We start from the raw sequence: 16,492 nt of genomic DNA on the forward strand, positions 1-16,492 counted from the left end.
CGTCAGCTCTTACCAGGAGGAACCCTGGACATGACCACCAAAGGCTACCGCATCCCGGAACATCATCTTGCCGCCGCATACAACGCGCTGGCAAAGTTCCGCGCGGAACTTCTGGAAGGCATCGCCTCGAACGTCGGGAACATCGACGACCCCGCCGTCGTGTTCACGGTCGACGAGATCGTGGCTGGTCCGCGTGTGACGCTCGCGCCATACTTCAAGGCGGACCCGCACACGTACATGGAGATCGGTCCGTTCGACGGCCTGTCTTATGGCGACATCTACAACATCTTCTTCGGCGACGAGTACGTCGATGCGATGCAGAATTCGATGGCCTTGACGGTCGTGGTGCTGCGCGAAGTCGCTCAGGCTGAAGCCGACGGCGATCACGATGCCGCTGTTGCCGCGATCAAGGAGATCGAACGCAAGTTCGTGTATCCGATGCTGATGAAGGCGATTGCCTACTGCCTTAACCGTTAGGCGTTCGACAAAAGAAAGACCCCGGGGAGCGATCTCCGGGGTCTTTTCACATCAGCCGACGTTAGGGTCAGGCAGGTTCCGGTTGTGCCGCTGAGATTTCTTCACCAGTCTTCGGATCGACCAATTGCTCTCCGAAACCAACTGCGACGGGCGTCTCCTTGGCGAGCGTGATCGGCTGGCGAACGCCGTTCTGCTCGTGCCAGTGCGCGACAGCTTCCTCTGACAGCGGCGGGAGACCCTGTTGCTGACGGAGATAGATTTCATCGGCGATCTGGGGCGTGATGAGGCCTGCGCGGACGGCGGACCCGTACTGCTCGACCATCGCAAGCAGACCCTTGGCGGAAGCCGAGTTGAGGCCGAGCATGCTGTACTTGAGACCCTTGGCCTCGGCGCGCTGAGTGTCCTCGACATTCTCGTCGTCGAGGTCCTCGACGTCCCAACCATTCGCGGAGACCGCCGACTTTCTGGACTCTAGGCCCTTCTCGATTGCGGTGGCCACGGCACTGACGTCCTGGACGGGATGGATATAGCCGCGCTTCGGCATGATCCAACGGACCTCATAGTAGTCTTCGACGGCCTTGCCTTCTGCGGGCTTCCAAAGTCCGTTGAGATAGGCTTCGGAGACGACGAGTTCCCAGACTCTCTGGTCTCGCTGGAAGACGCACATGTGGTACTGAATCGACTCGATGTAACGGACGATCTCGAGCATGAGCCCACGATACTGGCGATCGGACGCCAGCTTTTCCCAGTTCATGGTGACCAATTCAACTGCAAGCCCGAACGCAACGGCAAGACCGGACAGGCTCTCCCGACGGTACGGGCCGTAGTTGACATCGGACGCAGCAGGCGTGGCTTCCTGGATGTCCCAGCCCTCTGGAACCTGGACATATTCTCCGGCGTGCATCGGCCGGAACATCGCCTCGTCTCCGTCGTCGCTGTCGTACATGGTCTCTTCGTCGCCAGCGAACCTTGGCTTCTTGTAGAACCCGCCGCGCGTGGAAGACAGAATCTTCCTCTCCAATTCGACGTCGTCGTAGGTGCGATACCGCTCTGCGGTAGTCAGAGCAGACGCGCCCCACGGATATCCCCGGGTGTCCGAGAATCTGTCAGGGGCGTAGACGTGGATGACGTCATCGGCCGGAACGCGCTTCGGCAGACCTGACCCGACGCTGCGGACGACCCAGTCGCGGGGGTGATAGTCGTAGAGCCAGTATGCAATGACGCGATCGATGGCGTCATGCTCAACGCCGGAGACGATGACGTTGCCACCCGGGAGTGTCTCGGTCTTGTCGAGGGGACAGTGATCGGCCTCGAGCGTCTGGAGCTGGAAGTTGATCCCGCTCTTCATCTCACCCGGACGGCGACGGCGGATACGGAGGAAGTGTTCGCCGTCTCGCGGAGTGACGACTGACCCCATATGCTGCATGCCGTAGTAGTCGGTCTTGCCGCGGGCGTCGGCTTCCTTGGTCCAGCGGTTCCAAATCTTGCGCAGCACCTTGTCTTTGATGTTCGGCTTGATGCCGTGGTGTACGGTATTGTTGCCGATCTGGCGGCAGGCCTGGCGATAGAAGGGGTCGTTGGCGTACATCCACCTGGACTTGCGGCGGAGGCGCTCGATCTCTGAGTTGTGCGAGTTCGGCCCGACGTCCGGGGCGTGGATGAGGCGCGGCGAGTTCGACGCTGCTTCGAAGAACGTGCGCGACTGGAATGGCTCGAACATGGACGTGGCCGACGCCGAGCGCTGGCCCCAACCGGAATGGCGAATGCGAACAGACTTCAGGACGTCGCGGCCTGTGGCGACTGGTTCCGGTGTTTTGGTGGACCGGCTGACGGTCTTGGTGACGCGCGTTACCATGGGCGTACTCCGTAGAAGCCGCCGCGTTTGATTGGGTTCTTCGGTTTCTCGCCTTTCAGCTTGGCAATCTGGGCCTTGAGAAGCCTGATGATCATCAGCGCTTGGTCGGCATCGCGGTACGTAATGCCGCCCTGCGTCGGGTTCGAGATGGACGTGATGTTAGACAGAAGATTGGCGCGGATTGCGCTGATCTCCGCTCGGCACTCAGCCTCTGAAAGATCGTCAAATAGGTCCATGTCTACCACCTCCGCGCGGGGCCTGACGTCCAGCCAGCCTTCCGCTTCCTCTTCTGTCCGCCCTCCGGAGACGTCGGCACCTTTGCCAACTCCGGATGCGATGTTTCCTTCTTCGGTTTCGGCTCCCGCTTGACCACCGATGCTAGTGTCGGCTTGGGTGCGTCGGCCTGGTCGAGCTGCACCCTTGCGCCCTTCCGTTCGACAGCGTGGGAGGATAGGTCCTCGCCGTCGTAGCCAAGCTCCCCCGTCTCGGGATCGAAACTCAGTTCGGGTATTCCGAGCTTGTGCCCTGCAAGATTCAAATCACGCCAGTCGCGCCATGTGGCCTGCAGGCCTTTGAGGGCCGCGTAGGCATAAGCAAGGCAGGCCCATTCTTCCTCGGCCCGCCCGCCGCGCTTGGGCTGCCAGTACCATCCCCCGTTGATGCGACGGCGCTCCTCGCACATCAGCTTCTTCAGGTAGTCCGGGTCCATAGACATCGGCACGAGCGGCGAGGCATCGCCCTTCAGCTGGATGAGACGGAAGATTGCGTCTTTCGAAAGTTGGGAGTCGATGACGTAGAAGGACGCGCCGCCTTTGGTGGACTTCGATGCCTTCTTCGGCCAGACCGTCGCGCTGCGCGTACCCTTGGCGTTGTTGCGCCCCTTGATAGCCCATATGCTTCGCTTCCCCGGGAACCGGGAGGTGTAAGCCCGGGTCTCGTCCGCGAAGTGTCCGCCGAGATCGATGGCTGCCGCAGCGATTCCGATGTCGGTGCCGTTGCGGCGCTTGAAGCGACGATTGAGCAGGTCGGTCAACTGCTGGTCGGCGACCTGTTCTCCGGGCGCGCCTTCGATTATCCAGTGGCCGATCACCCTGAACTGGCCGTTGCGGGTCCAACCGACGACCGTCGCTTCGCGGGAGGCCAGTGTCTCCAGCTCGTTGCCTTCCTTGTTGGTCTGCGTGTCGATACCCGCCGTCAGCAAGACAACGTCATCCGGCACTTCTGCCGGGTAGTTCACCGCGATCCTGGCGATCGAGTCTCCGTCGAGCGCCGACGTTGTGAAGTCGTCCCACACCGTACCCGCGACGTTGTTCAGCCAAACTTTGCGGGCCTCGGGGTCGTTCTTCGAGTTAACGTAAGACTGGGCGAGGATGCGCCACGCCGCACCGGGCGCGTCGGACAGCCACTGCGGCCACTGGACGCCGCGATGTCCCGGTCGCTTAGGGCGGGCTCGCGGTACGTAGTCGATGTCGTCCACCATGTCCGTCTTCTGGACTTCATCGATACGGCAGCCGTCGTCGCTCTCGCACTGATACCAGCAGTCGGTGACGTAGCCGTCGGCGTCGCGGGCGAACTTGAACCCGTAGGGCGTTTCCTTGTCGCCCCACTTGAGGGTCTGCGCCAGACCGCAGTGCGGGCAGGCCACCACGGGGTCGGACTGATCCGACTTCAGGAAATCGTGGTAGGTTCGGCAGTCTTCGCGGCTGAGAGGCGTCGAGCCGAGCACGAGGACGGAATCTAGGAAGTCGGTTCCACGGGTGCGGAATAGTTCGGCCTTCTCGCCCTGCGACCCCTTGGACTTCGCCCAGCCTTTGGCTGAATACTCGTCGCCAATCATCCAGCGGGCCGTGTATCGCCGGAAGCTGTCGTCGGAAACCGCACCGACAAGGCGAAGGACGGCACCGTTTATGAAGTGATGTTCATTCCATGTGTCCTGGACTTCACCGCGCGCTGGGTTGCGTCGGTTAGTGGCCAGCGCCTTTACCTCACGGAGCAGCGGTTCGATGCGGTCCTTGAAGTAGGACTTGGCGTCGTCGTCCGTCGGCTGCGCCACTGCGACAGGGATGCCGAGATATGCCAGGCCGTAGGAGATCATGGCGGCGAGAAAGACGGAATATCCGACCTGAGCGCCCTTCAGGATCGTGATCTGGGAGACTTCCGGGTCCATGAACAGGCGGGCAGCGTAACGCTGGTAGCCGGTCAGCTTGAGCATGCCAGGTCGTGAGGTCTTGCCTTTCGGCAGTTCTATGTTTTCCTCGATCCACTCAGACGGGTCCTTGAACGGCGGTATCTGGAGCACGGTCTTCCGTAACTCGCCGAGCATGTCGTCAAAGAGCGCGTGGCTCTCCGACAGGGAAAGCACCTGGATGTCCTGACTGGGGATGATCGAGTGCTGCACATCAGGCCTCCGCCGAACCGGGCGTCCAAGGCGGTGATAGCTCCTTGTCGTAGGTCAGCTTTCCGTGCGCGATGCGCACCTGCTCGTCGGCGATCTTGCGGGCCTTGACCGCGATGGCGGGATCGACCTTTCCAGCGATCATGTCGGGGATCACGCTCGTGACCGCGACGACCGCGGCGTACTCCGACGACACGCGTTCACGGGCATAATCAATCTCGACGACGGCCTTCTGGATGACGGCAGCTTCCTTCATCTGGATGATGGCCTTGGCAATAGCGCTGAGACGCCTGGCTTCGGCTTCCGTCATCTTCCCGGTGTCGGAGGCTCCGAACTTGGTGACGGCGTCGGAGGCCGCCCGTTCCTGAAGCCATCTGACGACGACGGAGATATCGAGAATCCAGTCGTGTCCAAGCGATTTGTCCGCCTTCTGGACGCAGGGACATCCATCGCCCTTCAGCCATTTCGTGATCGTGGCGCGATCGTATCCCAGAAGGATCGAAGCACCGCTGACGGACGTTAGGCGCTGCTTGTCGGCATCCATTTTTGCGCGGATTGCGGAGTCGTCGGCGGGTGTTGCTGACGACTCGGGCAAATTTCCCGGCGAATTCAGCAACGGACCGTGGGCCTTTTTTCTGTTTGACATGCGCGAACCTCAATGAAAATCACTGGTTCCATTGGGGTTTTCGCGCGTGCAAGATTCAACGCAGCGGTCGACTCTGCCGACGGTTGCTGATGCTGATTTGAGTTTTCAATTTTCGGAAGTAGCGACGGAGTGCGGATGCCAATATACCGCATTGGAGCCAATGGCTCAGGGACCCCGGAAGGATTTTTTGTTGACGCCTTTGCGACGGAACGGGGAAGGGCGATCCGCGTCAACAGATTTGCGGATGTCGATCGGCTCGGCGCGTCAACGGAATTGGAACGCGGAGAGCGATAGCGAGCGGCCGTTCATCAGCCTCGAGAAGTTCAGGCTGACACGGTGTCGTGCACGGCGCAAGCGCCGGCGGCGCGGCACTTTCAGCCCGGCCTGAAATTGCGACACCAGGGCGCGGACCGATTCCTCTGGGGCTCGCCTGTTGATCGTCGAGATCAGCTTCCGTTGCGCAACGTTTTCCTCGAACGCCATGCGCGCCGACGCGGTCTTTTCGACGGTGATGTCCTTGGTGACCTTGAACGGCTTGCGATTGCGCGACTTTTCCTCGCGCTGCCATTCGGCATATGCCTTCTTAACCCGTGGGTCCTGCGCCAGCTTGTTCCGGAATGCCTCGGTAGCATCTTCGTCACCGACGTAGAGTGTGTATTCGTTGGACATCAACACCTCCCTGAATCTGTGTCTCCAGAGATGATTGTGTCACCTCCCGCGAGCTGCAAATTTCCGCCGACGAGATTCTTGGACTGGAAGCCTACGGTTGTGCTAACAGCGGCTTAGGGAAGTCATGAGGGAGATGGAATTGAAGTATCCAGTTGAAGAACTGCGTGAGGCCTATTTGAAGCTGATCGACGAGGAACACGTCGAATCCGTCTACCAGACCTTCATCGAACAAAACACGCGCCTCGTCCCTCGAGAATTCGTGCAAAACCACAGCATTTCCAACAAAATCGTTTTGAGAAAGCCATCTTTAGGCGCGGACTACAAATCAGATTTCGCGTTTTTGTCCAAGAGTTCAAGTAACTGGAATGCCGTGCATATCGAGATTGAAAAGCCTTGGATGAAATATTTCAAAGGAAGCAGTCAGAAGTTAAGTACACCGTTCCAGAATGCGATTGACCAGATCAACGATTGGCGAGCTTGGTTTCAGAGCACTGCCAATGCGGAAGCCTTTCGCAATATCGTCAGACCGCTTCTCAATCCAGAGGGTATGACTAATAATCCTATCAACCACAAGTTTGTTCTGGTGTACGGCCGACGCGCTGAATACATTGGAAACCCCCAGCGCGTGAACAAGATGGCATCGCTGAAAACTCATGACTTTACCGTCATGAGCTTTGACAGTTTGGCAGAATCTCTGGATTCTAAACCCGAACTCAGCCTCGGCATCCGGAAGAACGACGGCATTGAACTGTATCGCGATGAAGTCCTCGATCCGTTCATGTACGGCTCGATGGAGCCGACGTTGTTTTCAATCAGCGAGAAACTCCGCGACCTGATGATAAACGATCCCCGGGAAAACTACAGACGGATCGTTGATGGCAAGGACCTGAACGCGCTGCACTACTTTGGGCAGAACGCTCGGGTTCGGTCCGAAGAATCTACCGTAGTCGAGCAAGCGGACGACGAAGAAGATGCCTAAAATAGATGACCCCGCCGACGGGGACGCGGTCTTGGATATCCAGGGGGGTAGAGGTGGGGGCAGGCTTCGGTGAGTTCGTCTTCTGCGGGAATTTCTGGTACCACTGTGCGGTCTGTGCGGTACCCGCCAATCATCCCCTTGATAAAGGGGTCCCAGTCTTCCTCCATGGTCGTAGTCATCTCGTCAAAGGGTGGGAGCCCTCTGACCTCATTCATCAGACTCTGCGAGAACCAGGTCGTGATTTCACGCCGATACTCGAAGGCAGCGAGCAGTTCTTCGCGGCGCTCAGGATAGGCGATCAGAACCCGGGCGAGTTCAGCGCCGTGGCCGTGGAGACCCCATAACAGGCCGCGAAGGACGAATTCGCATTTCTGGTAATAGGTCGCGCCGCCGAGATACATACCCCTCGAGAGATGATGGTCGCATCGACGGAAGAGACGGTTGAGTGCCTTCCGTACACCCTCGACCGTGAAGCCATCGAGCGGATCGCGTCCCTCACTTGGATAGGAAACTACAAAGAGCTTGGCCGCGAATTCGTTATTAAGGTCTAGTTCCACCATAAATCTCCCTTTTGGTGTCTGAGAGAGATTCTATGTCCGCCAACCGCCCCACGGCATTCCGCCGGTCCGATTTTGGGCTCTACATATCAAGGTGATCCATCAGCATCTTGCTTTCGACGCTCGACCGGAACTGGTGCATGGACTGCTCGATTGAATTCTTGACCGACAGCACGACGAAGATGACGAACGAGAACAAGACCATGTGCGGAATGGTGCCGTAGGCCCAATATGCCAGGCTGGCACCGATAACGATGGAAACCAAGGTGTTGATGATCTGATCCCGGGCCTTGGTCTTTGTCTCGGCCCTGAGTTTCGCCATGTAGTCGTCGAGTTGTGCTTGAGACATCGCGGGGTCCTGTGAGAGTGTTCGATGACGGACAATCTCACAGCTTGGTCGGATCGAGCAAGGCGAACGGAAACGCCGCATGCAACTCAACATCCGCGTTGATGGATGTCGTAGGCCATTCATCGTCGTCCCTTGGCACGAGGTCGAACCCGGGCAATGCCGCGCCACCATCAACGGCAACAAGCATGGAAAACAAGAATCCAGTCATGCGTTCGTGGACAAGCTCGCCTTGGGGATTGCCAGCAAGGACTTGCTCGGGTGGGAGGTCGCGCCAGTATAGGAGCATTGCGGCCAGGTGCTCGAAGAGTTTCTGGCGGGCTTCGTGAGGGGTGATGGCGGGCATGGGACGGTCTCCTGTGTCGGCATTGTGTACCGGAGACAGGAGACCGTGTCCGGGTGTCAGGCGGCCTCTTTTTCAACGTCGCCGAAAGTCTTGATTGTGAACGGTGGCCTGACACCAGCGTTGTGCGTCGCCGCGGCCTCCAGCGCCAATAAGACGCGCTGGGTGGGTTCGAGGTCTGGAGACGAAGTGTGAAGACTGCCCAGCGCGAGGTCTTCGCCGCTCCCGATCGCAACATACGGCCTGCTGGATTCCAGTACGCAGAGGTCGGAATGGATCGTGTAAAGGCGATCACGAAATGCCACCAGGAAATTGCCTTCCATCGTGTCCACACCGTCTTTGGTGTGAATAGCACCGTGTGCCTTCAACGAATGCCTAATGACCTCCGCGACATTCGTGACCAAGTATTCGTGGCCGTCCATGGCAGGATGGCAACGCGGGAATTCGGTCGCGTAACGGACGATCTGTCCGTCGCGGAAAGAACCGGAATAGCCGATGATCAGCTCGGACTTCTCGAAGACCTTTGGGTGAGAGCTGATCATCTGGCTTAGAGACCACGAGCTGGTTCCGGCGGCGTCGCCACCGACGTAGACTTTGCCGTTGTGCTGAAGGGCGACGATGCAGGTCATTCGGCTGCCTCCGACATATCGGCCTTCTGGTCTGGCCCGCCCCAATTCCTCGCCGAGAACAAGTAGTCGTTCACCCATGGCTCGCCGATATCCTCGATAAGCTGACCAGCCTTCAGTTCAGACCTCAGCGTCTCTGCACGCTGCTGGCGAAGGTGTAGCGATCTCATCTCGGCCTTGTACTCATCGATCGGCAGGTCGGTCGGCGGCTCGGTGTTCAGAACCGATATCATCGTGTAGTCCGATGGAACGGTCACACCCTCGGCCACCTTAGCATACTCAGCGACGACTGCCGCCTTGGCTTCGTAGCCCTTGTCATACCCCTGGCTCCAAGCCTGCCCACGGTGAGCCTCGACCATCAACCACGTGGCCTCCTTCACACCTCGCAGGACCTCCGGATTGCCATACCCGCCCGCCGTGGCAGCCTGGATATCGGCCTCGGAGACATCGTCGTACTGGCCTGTCGCCAAGGCAAAAACGCCCTTAAGAGCCGAGATGCGGGTCTGGATATCCGGAAGCGAGGGGGTGAGTTCGGCGGCGGCTACGTCGGCGAATTCGGGTTCGGCAGGCTTGCCATGTCTCTGTGGCCTACGCTTTCCTGTAACCGCTTCCTCAGCGGATTCGACCTCGTCCCATAACCATTCGTCGAGAACGTTACGCAGCCAGGATGGAATGAACCGAATCGCTGGATCGCGGTAGACCAGATGCAGACCACTGCGATCTTGCTGATAAATCCTGACGATTACGATGCCCTGACTGTACGACGACTTTTCGATTGTAACGCCGCATGACTTACTCAAAAGGCCGTGGATTTCGTCGCTGTAGCCGCGAAGACGGTCGAGAACGTCGTCCATAGTAGCCGCGGTGCGGCATGCCGGGTTGCTGCGGAACGAGTGACGCCAGACCTTGGTCTCACCGTCCCGACGCTCGATCTCGGCGAACGAATAATCGGTGTCGTGGTCTACTCGGAAATGGGGGGTGATCTCCCTCCACGTATTCTCAGACATCATCATCTCCCTTGTTTTGGTGTCCGAGATGATTGTGGGTCGACAAAAAGCAGGCCGGGCGTTCGCCGGCAGGATTTCTTCGCAACCAGATTGCTGACTCGATCTGACACTGCTACCCAAGGCGGCGTCTTGAAATTGGGGGAGTGGCAATGACTAATCTGTTCGCGTGGATCGCAATCCTAGCCGCACTATACTGGTTCATGCCGTCGTTCCGAAGAATGGTGAACGGCTGGATCGTGCAACTCGGCGATAAGGTCAAACACGACGCAGACCTCCCGCATAAGCCTGAGCCGATCACGGAGCAGCAGGTAGAAGACGCTGCAGGCCTCATGTTCCGGATGGACTTCCCAAACAACCCGGACATCGAGAAGGGGTTCGACGGCACGCCTGCAGGTGTGAAGGAAGCCTACATGGGCCGCGCGCGGGCGTATCTGAGCGGCGAGGACATGGACGAATACGCGGAAAAAATCAGACGGGCCGCCGCCCGAATTGACGACGCGTCCATCGATCCGACGGACGACAATACCCCGCCGAGACAGCGGGGCTTCGGCTAGCAGTGCATCCTCGAGAGCTGGTGTTCCAGCTTCTCGATATCGTCGAGAGTGTCAGCACGCTCGCGACCGGTCTCGTAGCGAAGGCGGTCCCGGAGGTCGCGGACCTCGGCTTCGAGGCGGTCGGCGAGATGTCGGTCGTTGAAGCGTGGGTTAGTCCATGTCTTCATATAAGCAGTCTCCGAACTCGTTGACTCCATGCTGGAGCACGTTTCGGGCCTCGACAAGGGCCGAACGGCGTTCACGGGCAACAGCCTTGGACAGGCGGGCCTTGATCAGCGCAGTTTCGAAATCCACGACGTTCGTGCGGCGAGGGGCGGCGGGGCGGCTTGCCTCGTAAGTTGCGAGACCTCGCACATAAGGCATCAGCACGTCACGCTGCGCAGGAGTGTACAGCATCCAATGGCCCTCAATCGCCTTGAGGCTGAGGGCCATAATGTCGAGTTCTTCGTCAGGTGCCATATGTCGTTCGTCGAGCATTTCGTTCTCCCTGGTGCCGTTGAAACGGACGGCTAAGGACAATGTTGGTTCCGCCGGCGGCGGGTTACAAATCCGTCGGCGGCTTGCGCTTAATCGGCTTTCCGCCGATGGCGGCGATAATGAACTTCGTGAGGTCCAGCGCCGACATGAACCCGTTACGCTTCCGGAGTTCGGCTGGAGTGATTTTGCCTGCCGCCAGCTGTCAGGCGTCCTCGGCACGGCTGGCCTCTTTGGCAGCGGCGCGGGCGACAGGGTCGAGGGGCTTTTCTTCGTACGTCATAGCGCAAGTCCTCGGATGAATGCCTCGCGGATGTCGGCGTCGGACGCGACTTCGCTCTTCGTTCTGGGCTTCTCGATCCAGCGCAGGTCCGTCATGACGCCGTTCACGAGGTCTACGATATGCGGCTCCGGGATCTCATTCGCGTGTCCGACGAACTGCCTGAGCTGACCGTAAACGCTGCCGTCGATCTCCTTGGGAACGATCTGGATCGTGGCACGGCGGCGGCCGTCCTCGTCGCGAACCGAATAGAACTCATGGCCGCCGACCAGCAGGTCCTCGTCATATGAGCCGCGCCCGATGCAGTGGCCCATCTCCGCGCCTTCGACGTCGAAGGCAGCAGGTGAGAGGAGGCGGACCAGCGAATACCCGGCACCCAGGCCCATCTCGTGGCGCTCGTCGGCGGACGTTAGTGTGAGATAGTGAGGCATCGGCTGGCGCTGCAGGCGGCACTCGGCCTTGTCTGCTTCGTGCAGCAGGCGCTTGATCGTGCCGCACTTCATGAGCTTCTTTGGCCGCCCATGATCGTCCAGGTCCTTGAGCCACGCGTGGTGTTCCACGGACGCGGACGAAAGCCAGTCAAGGATGTGAATGAGAGCCTGCTCGTGGCGGTGGGTATAGTCGTCAACGGCAGAGTGCCAGTACCATGACAACTTTTCGAACGCGCTGAAGCTGTTCGGGCCGGGATGGCCGATCCTGGCATCTCGGGCGCGGGTGTCCTTCAGGAAAATCCGACCGATGGATGCGAAAAACAGCTCGTCGATCGATGAGGCATTGCCCGGGCAGTCCAGCCGCGGGCCGATGTCGAGGCGGCGCGCAAGGACGTGCATCCCCATCTTTTCAGCATCCGTCATCCGCATCGCCGCTCTCCCGTTCCGCCCGTCGACTATCCTGGTGAACCGATGATGTCCGGGGGGCATGCATAGAAAAAGCCGCCCGGAGGCGGCTCTTGTGGTTTTCTGGTTAACGATGTGCTCAGGCGGCCACCTTCTCCTCCCGCGCGTCAACATGGATGATGGATCTGTAGACGCCGAGGGTTTGATATTTGGGGCCGAACATCACCTTGTTAGCGCGATCGCGCGCGTCCGATTCGTTAGCACGCCGTAGCTCTTCCGGAATACCCGCAGCATCAAAGGCCGCGCCCCGACCCACATTCAGGCGGCACGCTTCGAGTAGTTGAACTGTAGTATCGAGGACATACGGAAGTGACAGGGTTTCAAAAAAGAGCATGATATAAGCGTAGTCGAGCAGGTCCTCAACCGTCGCTGTCTCGTACGTGCGATTCCGCTGGGCGTCCCTTAGTACGGCGCGCAGTTCTTCTTGACGGCGATGAATGTGTCCGAAAATGACAGCGGGCGAGGTCTTGTTTTTGAGGATTTCCGAAAGTGTTTTCATGTTCATCTCCCTGGCGCGGAATGTGCGCCTAAGAATATGGTTGTCCGAACGGCGGAATGACGCAAGCCTTATGTATACCCAGATGTATACGTTTCTTTATTCAGTCGTCTGGACCGATGATCTTGAAGGGCCACTCGAGTTTTCGGTGTCCGTTGCGTTCGACAAGCGTCGGCATTACTTGCATCTGGACGGCGCTGAACTCGTTGATTTCTTGCAATGACAGGCCTTCGGCGAGTTTTCCTTCGATGAAGGCCTCGATGGCAGCGTGCTGGGCGGCGAGGGCGCGGCGGAGGCCGTCTTTGAGATCAGCTTCGAGGATGTGGCCGATGGGCGTGACGGTCAAGTGGCGCGCGAGGCCGCGCACGTAGGTCCTGGTGACGTCGGGGTCTTCGGACGGTGCCGGACGCTCGAATTCAGGCTCCGGCATCTTCGTTGCGATCTTCAGGGTCTTGGGCATACGTCCTCAGAAAGGCTTATAGGCTGGCGCTGACTTGGGGCGCTCGCCTGCGATGATCCTGTCGACAAGGGTAGGTGCCAAAGTCGACCGGCGGAAATGGGAGCGCGGCAGCTTCTTGAGTTCGGCATAGACGTCGCACCAGAGTCCGTTGACATCGATCCAAGCCTGGTCGAGCGTGAGGTCCGTTTTCCCAGCCTCCATGTGTGTCGTCCACGCTGCCTCACGGCGGACGATCGACGACCATGCAAGCTCGGGCGGGCGGCAGGTAATGACGCCCGCCGGAATGCCGCGATGACGGACGGTCCTGGCGATCTCCCGGGCGACGGCGCGGCAGTCGACGCCGTCCCAGAGGTCCGAGTTCACGACGTCTGCGAGGTGCTTGACGCGGTAGTCACCGATCGGCTGGAGGAAAATAGCGAGCATCTTCTCCGCGGCGGCGGCGGCTAGCGGCTGACACCGAGCGCGCAGGACCGGTCCGCCCTTCATCAGGGTCGGCATCTCTTTCCATTCGATGCCGTCGGGGAAGGCGTCGGGGCCGTTGGAGAACCCGAAGTCAACCTGCGTATTGCCACGGAGCGTGCCAGCGGTGGCCTCGATCTTCCAGCGATCGACCTCTTTGCCGCCGTCGAGGTCGATGACCTTCGGCGTAGCAGAAGCGGCATGCAGCGTGATGCCCTCGGCTTCGAGCCAGGGCCGCATGAGTATCAGGGCGCGCTGGAATTCAGCGTTCGAGATGCGGCGGACGGCGACGAGATCGGCGTCCCTGGTCTCCCGGATGTCCTGCGCGAAGTTTAGACCACCCGTCAGCATGAACGGCGTCGAGAGCGCCGTTCCGAGATAATGAACGACCCGCTCGGCGACATGGCGCGAGGCGTAGGTGTTGACGTCGATGTTGTGGTTGCGGGCGGTGGCCTTGAGCTTGTCGCCAAGAGCCATGGCGGCGGCGGAATGGTGTCTCATGATTGTCTCCCCAGACGTGTGAGGAGACACTGAGATCCGGCGATGCAAGGGACGAGAGGCGAAAACGAAAAAGGCCCCCGCGAACGAGGGCCTTTCCGTTAGAACAGCCGGGCTATGAAGAACGCCAGGGAAGCCAAGTTTGGATGCACTGCGCATCCGAATTCCAGCTTGTAGCGTCGCACGTCGCTCGTCTGGTTGGCTTCGAGAACGAAGAATGCCAGCAAAGCTGCACCTCTATCTCTTATGTGCAGGGTCCCTTACGGTAGCCGCCTTGCACATCAGGCCAACGCTGTATGAGGGTTTTTGCTTTTAGCGCCTTGTGGTCCCTCAACACGTCGCGGCTATTTCGTTGTTGTTGATGAAGAAGATGGTGCGGGAGCCTGGCGTCTTCAATAGCGAAAAAATTGTAGACACCATTTATTCTTCATGGCGTTCCGTCGATCAGCCGCTGACGCCGACGCTGGTACTCCATCGACGAGGTGAACGCTGCCTGCGTCATGTTATCGGCAAAGGCCTGATTGACCTCGCCGTCGTAGTCGAACGTGACATCATAGTCCGTCTCCTTGGCCAGAGCGACGAGGAGCTTCGCCTTCGAGCCCGAGCGAGTGCGAGACAGGTTTGATGGACCAGCGGACGCTCCCGGACCTCGTGAGGCGCTGATGACCGCATGACGTTCGGTGTTCAGATATCGCTCGGGGCGCTGCCACCATCCTTTGATGCCGCCGATCGTTCCGAGGAATATCCCCGGGGCGTTCTTCGACACGTGCGTCCACTTGAGCCGCGCGAGCTTCTTCGCCTGTTTGTCTGCAGGCAGGTTCTCGGCGACAACGGCAGCACGCTTGCCGCGGTAGAGCGCGCGACGCTTCTTTTCGGCCTTCAGCTGACGGCCCAGTTTTTTGACGTACTTCCGATCGATGCCGTCCTGCGGGGACAGCTTCGCGGTGAACGCGAACATGTCTCGAGCGCTGCGGTTCGTGCCCACGTCGCCCGGGACACGGCGGCCGCCGTTGACCAGGAACCAAAGATATTGAGCCTGCGTCGGCCGGGCGCGGACCTCAGAAAACATCCTGTCGCCGTCCTGCCAGCGGGCAGGGGTGTAGAACCAGGCCTTCTTCGTGAAAGCGTTCGGCTTGTTGACGACGCGCGCCGTGTAATCTGTCAGGCGGCGCTGGACCTGTGCCGTCGCGCGGTTCAGCAGCGTCTCGAGGGTTCGCGGGAAGACCTCGCGACCGAGTGCGTCAAGGTCGGCGCGGAAGCGTCGGACGCTGTCTTCGTAATCGAAGCGGATGCCGGGCGTTGTCACGAGTTCTCCAGGTCAGAAACCCGCTGAAGGAGCGAATCGATGTCGGCTTGCATGATCTGTACTTGGATCGTGTGAGCAGCTTCCACGGCTTTGATGTAGCTTAGCACCGAGCCGTGTCCGGTCTCGGGATCGTCAAGCAACTGCGTCACGAGCATCTGACTGCCGAGGGTCTTGCTCGCGAGACTGGAGACGGCGTCATCTTCGAAGTCCCAGTCATTACTGCCGAGTACGATCTGCACGAGAGACCTCGCTCCAAAGCGGTTCCCGGTCTCTTCGCCGCCGAGGACTCGCTCGATAAACGGTTTCGTCGAGAGACCGTAGTCAGGTATGTGATCGCCAAGGACCAGGCCAGACAGCGACGTATTCATACCGGATGGACCGTAGAAAAACTGGTCGTCGGGAAGGTCCCAGGTGAGCGGTTGGGCCGGGAACGAGACCGCGCCCGTCTGAGTCAAGACGTAGAGTCTGTTCAGCGAGGCGATGACGGCCGTCAGGTCCTCGCCTTCGGGCGGCTGGAACTCACTAATCTTCCGCTCGAGCAAATGCACGCGCAGCGGCAGGGTGGCAGGTGTAGTTGGCCTGGTGTCGACGGTCATAGGCGGTGTCTCGAATTACTGGGACGAGCATACCGCGGCGGATCGCGATACGGCGTCCGCCGGTCGAAATCGAAACGCCGTGTTTCTACGATTCCGGGATTCTTGTTTATGAAGTAATGGGGGGAAACAGGAAAAACGCACGCAAACGCTAGGCAGGGAAGCCCGTGAGACAGGGTCGAAGCAAAAAGATGACCCGCGCATCATCCTTTATCAGCGAGCAAGGAGGAGTACCGACGGCGCTTAACGAGCCGAGCTGTCAGAGCCGTCCATGATTGCTGGCGGTCATGCCCCCGAACCTCGACGAGGTGATCGAGCGCGACGTCGAACAGTGAGTCCAGAAACGCCGACGTCAGGACCTGCCGATCGCCGTCACGCCGCACGGACCGCAGCGCCGCACGGACCGCAGCCGACAGCGCCTCGTCGATGGCCATTGGCTGCGGCTTGCCGACGTCCAGTCGACGCTTCCGCGTGCGCTGTGCAGATGTCCGCTGGCGCTCTGTCGTCTTGAAGAAATCCCTTGCCATCGCTCAATACTCCCGAAACGGCGTTTCCCGAGCCTACGAAACGCCGTTC

General features: G+C 59.6%; 22 protein-coding genes. 3 read left to right on the top strand and 19 right to left on the bottom strand.

All coding sequences use genetic code 11. The features are described from left to right. Nucleotides 1-30 precede the first annotated feature (30 nt). Nucleotides 31-477 (top strand): hypothetical protein, encoded by a 447-nt coding sequence (locus ACSQ3G_RS08520; protein WP_436109698.1) that lies wholly within the window; start codon nucleotides 31-33, stop codon nucleotides 475-477. 67 nt (nucleotides 478-544) lie between these two features. Here the strand turns inward: ACSQ3G_RS08520 and ACSQ3G_RS08525 are convergent, their stop codons facing one another. The 5 genes from ACSQ3G_RS08525 to ACSQ3G_RS08545 form a co-directional block, all read right to left on the bottom strand. Beyond that, complete coding sequence (locus ACSQ3G_RS08525) at nucleotides 545-2,332, bottom strand: phage portal protein (protein WP_436109699.1); 1,788 nt, start codon at nucleotides 2,330-2,332, stop codon at nucleotides 545-547. Beyond that, nucleotides 2,326-2,568, bottom strand: coding sequence for a hypothetical protein (locus ACSQ3G_RS08530; protein WP_436109700.1), 243 nt, complete (start codon nucleotides 2,566-2,568; stop codon nucleotides 2,326-2,328). The genes ACSQ3G_RS08525 and ACSQ3G_RS08530 overlap by 7 nt, the downstream gene beginning before the upstream one ends. A gap of 2 nt (nucleotides 2,569-2,570) precedes the next feature. Then, complete coding sequence (locus tag ACSQ3G_RS08535) at nucleotides 2,571-4,730, bottom strand: terminase gpA endonuclease subunit (protein ID WP_436109701.1); 2,160 nt, start codon at nucleotides 4,728-4,730, stop codon at nucleotides 2,571-2,573. A gap of 1 nt (nucleotide 4,731) precedes the next feature. Then, the gene (locus tag ACSQ3G_RS08540; RefSeq protein ID WP_436109702.1) at nucleotides 4,732-5,373 is read right to left on the bottom strand and encodes a hypothetical protein; all 642 of its coding nucleotides are present in this window, start codon (nucleotides 5,371-5,373) and stop codon (nucleotides 4,732-4,734) included. Between the two features lie 264 nt (nucleotides 5,374-5,637). Next, entirely contained in the window at nucleotides 5,638-6,042 is a 405-nt protein-coding gene (locus ACSQ3G_RS08545; RefSeq protein WP_436109703.1) for a hypothetical protein, read from the bottom strand. 139 nt (nucleotides 6,043-6,181) lie between these two features. On the opposite strand from ACSQ3G_RS08545, the gene ACSQ3G_RS08550 reads away from it, so the two are divergent. Then, nucleotides 6,182-7,021: a Shedu anti-phage system protein SduA domain-containing protein gene (locus ACSQ3G_RS08550; protein ID WP_436109704.1), complete on the top strand. Its 840-nt coding sequence runs from the start codon at nucleotides 6,182-6,184 to the stop codon at nucleotides 7,019-7,021. On the opposite strand, the gene ACSQ3G_RS08555 is transcribed toward ACSQ3G_RS08550, so the two are convergent. The 5 genes from ACSQ3G_RS08555 to ACSQ3G_RS08575 all read right to left on the bottom strand — a co-directional run bounded on the left by ACSQ3G_RS08555 (nucleotide 7,018) and on the right by ACSQ3G_RS08575 (nucleotide 9,900). After that, nucleotides 7,018-7,581 (bottom strand): hypothetical protein, encoded by a 564-nt coding sequence (locus tag ACSQ3G_RS08555; RefSeq protein ID WP_436109705.1) that lies wholly within the window; start codon nucleotides 7,579-7,581, stop codon nucleotides 7,018-7,020. The genes ACSQ3G_RS08550 and ACSQ3G_RS08555 overlap by 4 nt on opposite strands. A gap of 79 nt (nucleotides 7,582-7,660) precedes the next feature. Next, on the bottom strand, nucleotides 7,661-7,927 hold the full coding sequence (locus ACSQ3G_RS08560; RefSeq protein WP_436109706.1) for a hypothetical protein: 267 nt from the start codon (nucleotides 7,925-7,927) through the stop codon (nucleotides 7,661-7,663). A 37-nt stretch (nucleotides 7,928-7,964) separates the two neighbouring features. Continuing rightward, nucleotides 7,965-8,270 carry a hypothetical protein gene (locus tag ACSQ3G_RS08565; protein ID WP_436109707.1) on the bottom strand — a complete coding sequence of 102 codons (306 nt, stop codon included), beginning with the start codon at nucleotides 8,268-8,270 and terminating at the stop codon, nucleotides 7,965-7,967. A gap of 56 nt (nucleotides 8,271-8,326) precedes the next feature. Further along, nucleotides 8,327-8,896 (bottom strand): Ntn hydrolase family protein, encoded by a 570-nt coding sequence (locus ACSQ3G_RS08570; protein ID WP_436109708.1) that lies wholly within the window; start codon nucleotides 8,894-8,896, stop codon nucleotides 8,327-8,329. Then, complete coding sequence (locus ACSQ3G_RS08575; protein ID WP_436109709.1) at nucleotides 8,893-9,900, bottom strand: hypothetical protein; 1,008 nt, start codon at nucleotides 9,898-9,900, stop codon at nucleotides 8,893-8,895. The genes ACSQ3G_RS08570 and ACSQ3G_RS08575 overlap by 4 nt, the downstream gene beginning before the upstream one ends. 149 nt (nucleotides 9,901-10,049) lie before the next feature. Between ACSQ3G_RS08575 and ACSQ3G_RS08580 the strand changes: the two genes are divergently transcribed. Then, the gene (locus ACSQ3G_RS08580) at nucleotides 10,050-10,454 is read left to right on the top strand and encodes a hypothetical protein (RefSeq protein WP_436109710.1); all 405 of its coding nucleotides are present in this window, start codon (nucleotides 10,050-10,052) and stop codon (nucleotides 10,452-10,454) included. Here the strand turns inward: ACSQ3G_RS08580 and ACSQ3G_RS08585 are convergent. The 9 genes from ACSQ3G_RS08585 to ACSQ3G_RS08625 all read right to left on the bottom strand — a co-directional run bounded on the left by ACSQ3G_RS08585 (nucleotide 10,451) and on the right by ACSQ3G_RS08625 (nucleotide 16,443). Next, nucleotides 10,451-10,621 carry a hypothetical protein gene (locus ACSQ3G_RS08585; protein ID WP_436109711.1) on the bottom strand — a complete coding sequence of 57 codons (171 nt, stop codon included), beginning with the start codon at nucleotides 10,619-10,621 and terminating at the stop codon, nucleotides 10,451-10,453. The two genes, ACSQ3G_RS08580 and ACSQ3G_RS08585, sit on opposite strands and share 4 nt — an antisense overlap. After that, nucleotides 10,605-10,931: a hypothetical protein gene (locus tag ACSQ3G_RS08590; RefSeq protein ID WP_436109712.1), complete on the bottom strand. Its 327-nt coding sequence runs from the start codon at nucleotides 10,929-10,931 to the stop codon at nucleotides 10,605-10,607. Before ACSQ3G_RS08590 ends, ACSQ3G_RS08585 begins: the two co-directional genes overlap by 17 nt. 276 nt (nucleotides 10,932-11,207) lie before the next feature. Next, complete coding sequence (locus ACSQ3G_RS08595) at nucleotides 11,208-12,068, bottom strand: hypothetical protein (RefSeq protein ID WP_436109713.1); 861 nt, start codon at nucleotides 12,066-12,068, stop codon at nucleotides 11,208-11,210. Nucleotides 12,069-12,183: 115 nt separating this feature from the next. Next, nucleotides 12,184-12,603, bottom strand: coding sequence for a hypothetical protein (locus ACSQ3G_RS08600; RefSeq protein WP_436109714.1), 420 nt, complete (start codon nucleotides 12,601-12,603; stop codon nucleotides 12,184-12,186). A 100-nt stretch (nucleotides 12,604-12,703) separates the two neighbouring features. Then, nucleotides 12,704-13,030: a hypothetical protein gene (locus ACSQ3G_RS08605; protein WP_436109715.1), complete on the bottom strand. Its 327-nt coding sequence runs from the start codon at nucleotides 13,028-13,030 to the stop codon at nucleotides 12,704-12,706. Between the two features lie 36 nt (nucleotides 13,031-13,066). Beyond that, the gene (locus tag ACSQ3G_RS08610; RefSeq protein WP_436109716.1) at nucleotides 13,067-14,020 is read right to left on the bottom strand and encodes a nucleotidyl transferase AbiEii/AbiGii toxin family protein; all 954 of its coding nucleotides are present in this window, start codon (nucleotides 14,018-14,020) and stop codon (nucleotides 13,067-13,069) included. 424 nt (nucleotides 14,021-14,444) lie between these two features. Continuing rightward, complete coding sequence (locus ACSQ3G_RS08615) at nucleotides 14,445-15,323, bottom strand: hypothetical protein (protein WP_436109717.1); 879 nt, start codon at nucleotides 15,321-15,323, stop codon at nucleotides 14,445-14,447. Continuing rightward, nucleotides 15,320-15,919: a hypothetical protein gene (locus ACSQ3G_RS08620; RefSeq protein ID WP_436109718.1), complete on the bottom strand. Its 600-nt coding sequence runs from the start codon at nucleotides 15,917-15,919 to the stop codon at nucleotides 15,320-15,322. The genes ACSQ3G_RS08615 and ACSQ3G_RS08620 overlap by 4 nt, the downstream gene beginning before the upstream one ends. A gap of 200 nt (nucleotides 15,920-16,119) precedes the next feature. After that, nucleotides 16,120-16,443, bottom strand: a complete 324-nt coding sequence (locus ACSQ3G_RS08625) for a hypothetical protein (protein WP_436109719.1) — start codon at nucleotides 16,441-16,443, stop codon at nucleotides 16,120-16,122. Nucleotides 16,444-16,492: the final 49 nt, after the last annotated feature.

Source organism: Neorhizobium tomejilense, assembly GCF_964254135.1.
GTDB classification, from domain to species: Bacteria; Pseudomonadota; Alphaproteobacteria; order Rhizobiales; family Rhizobiaceae; genus Neorhizobium; species Neorhizobium tomejilense.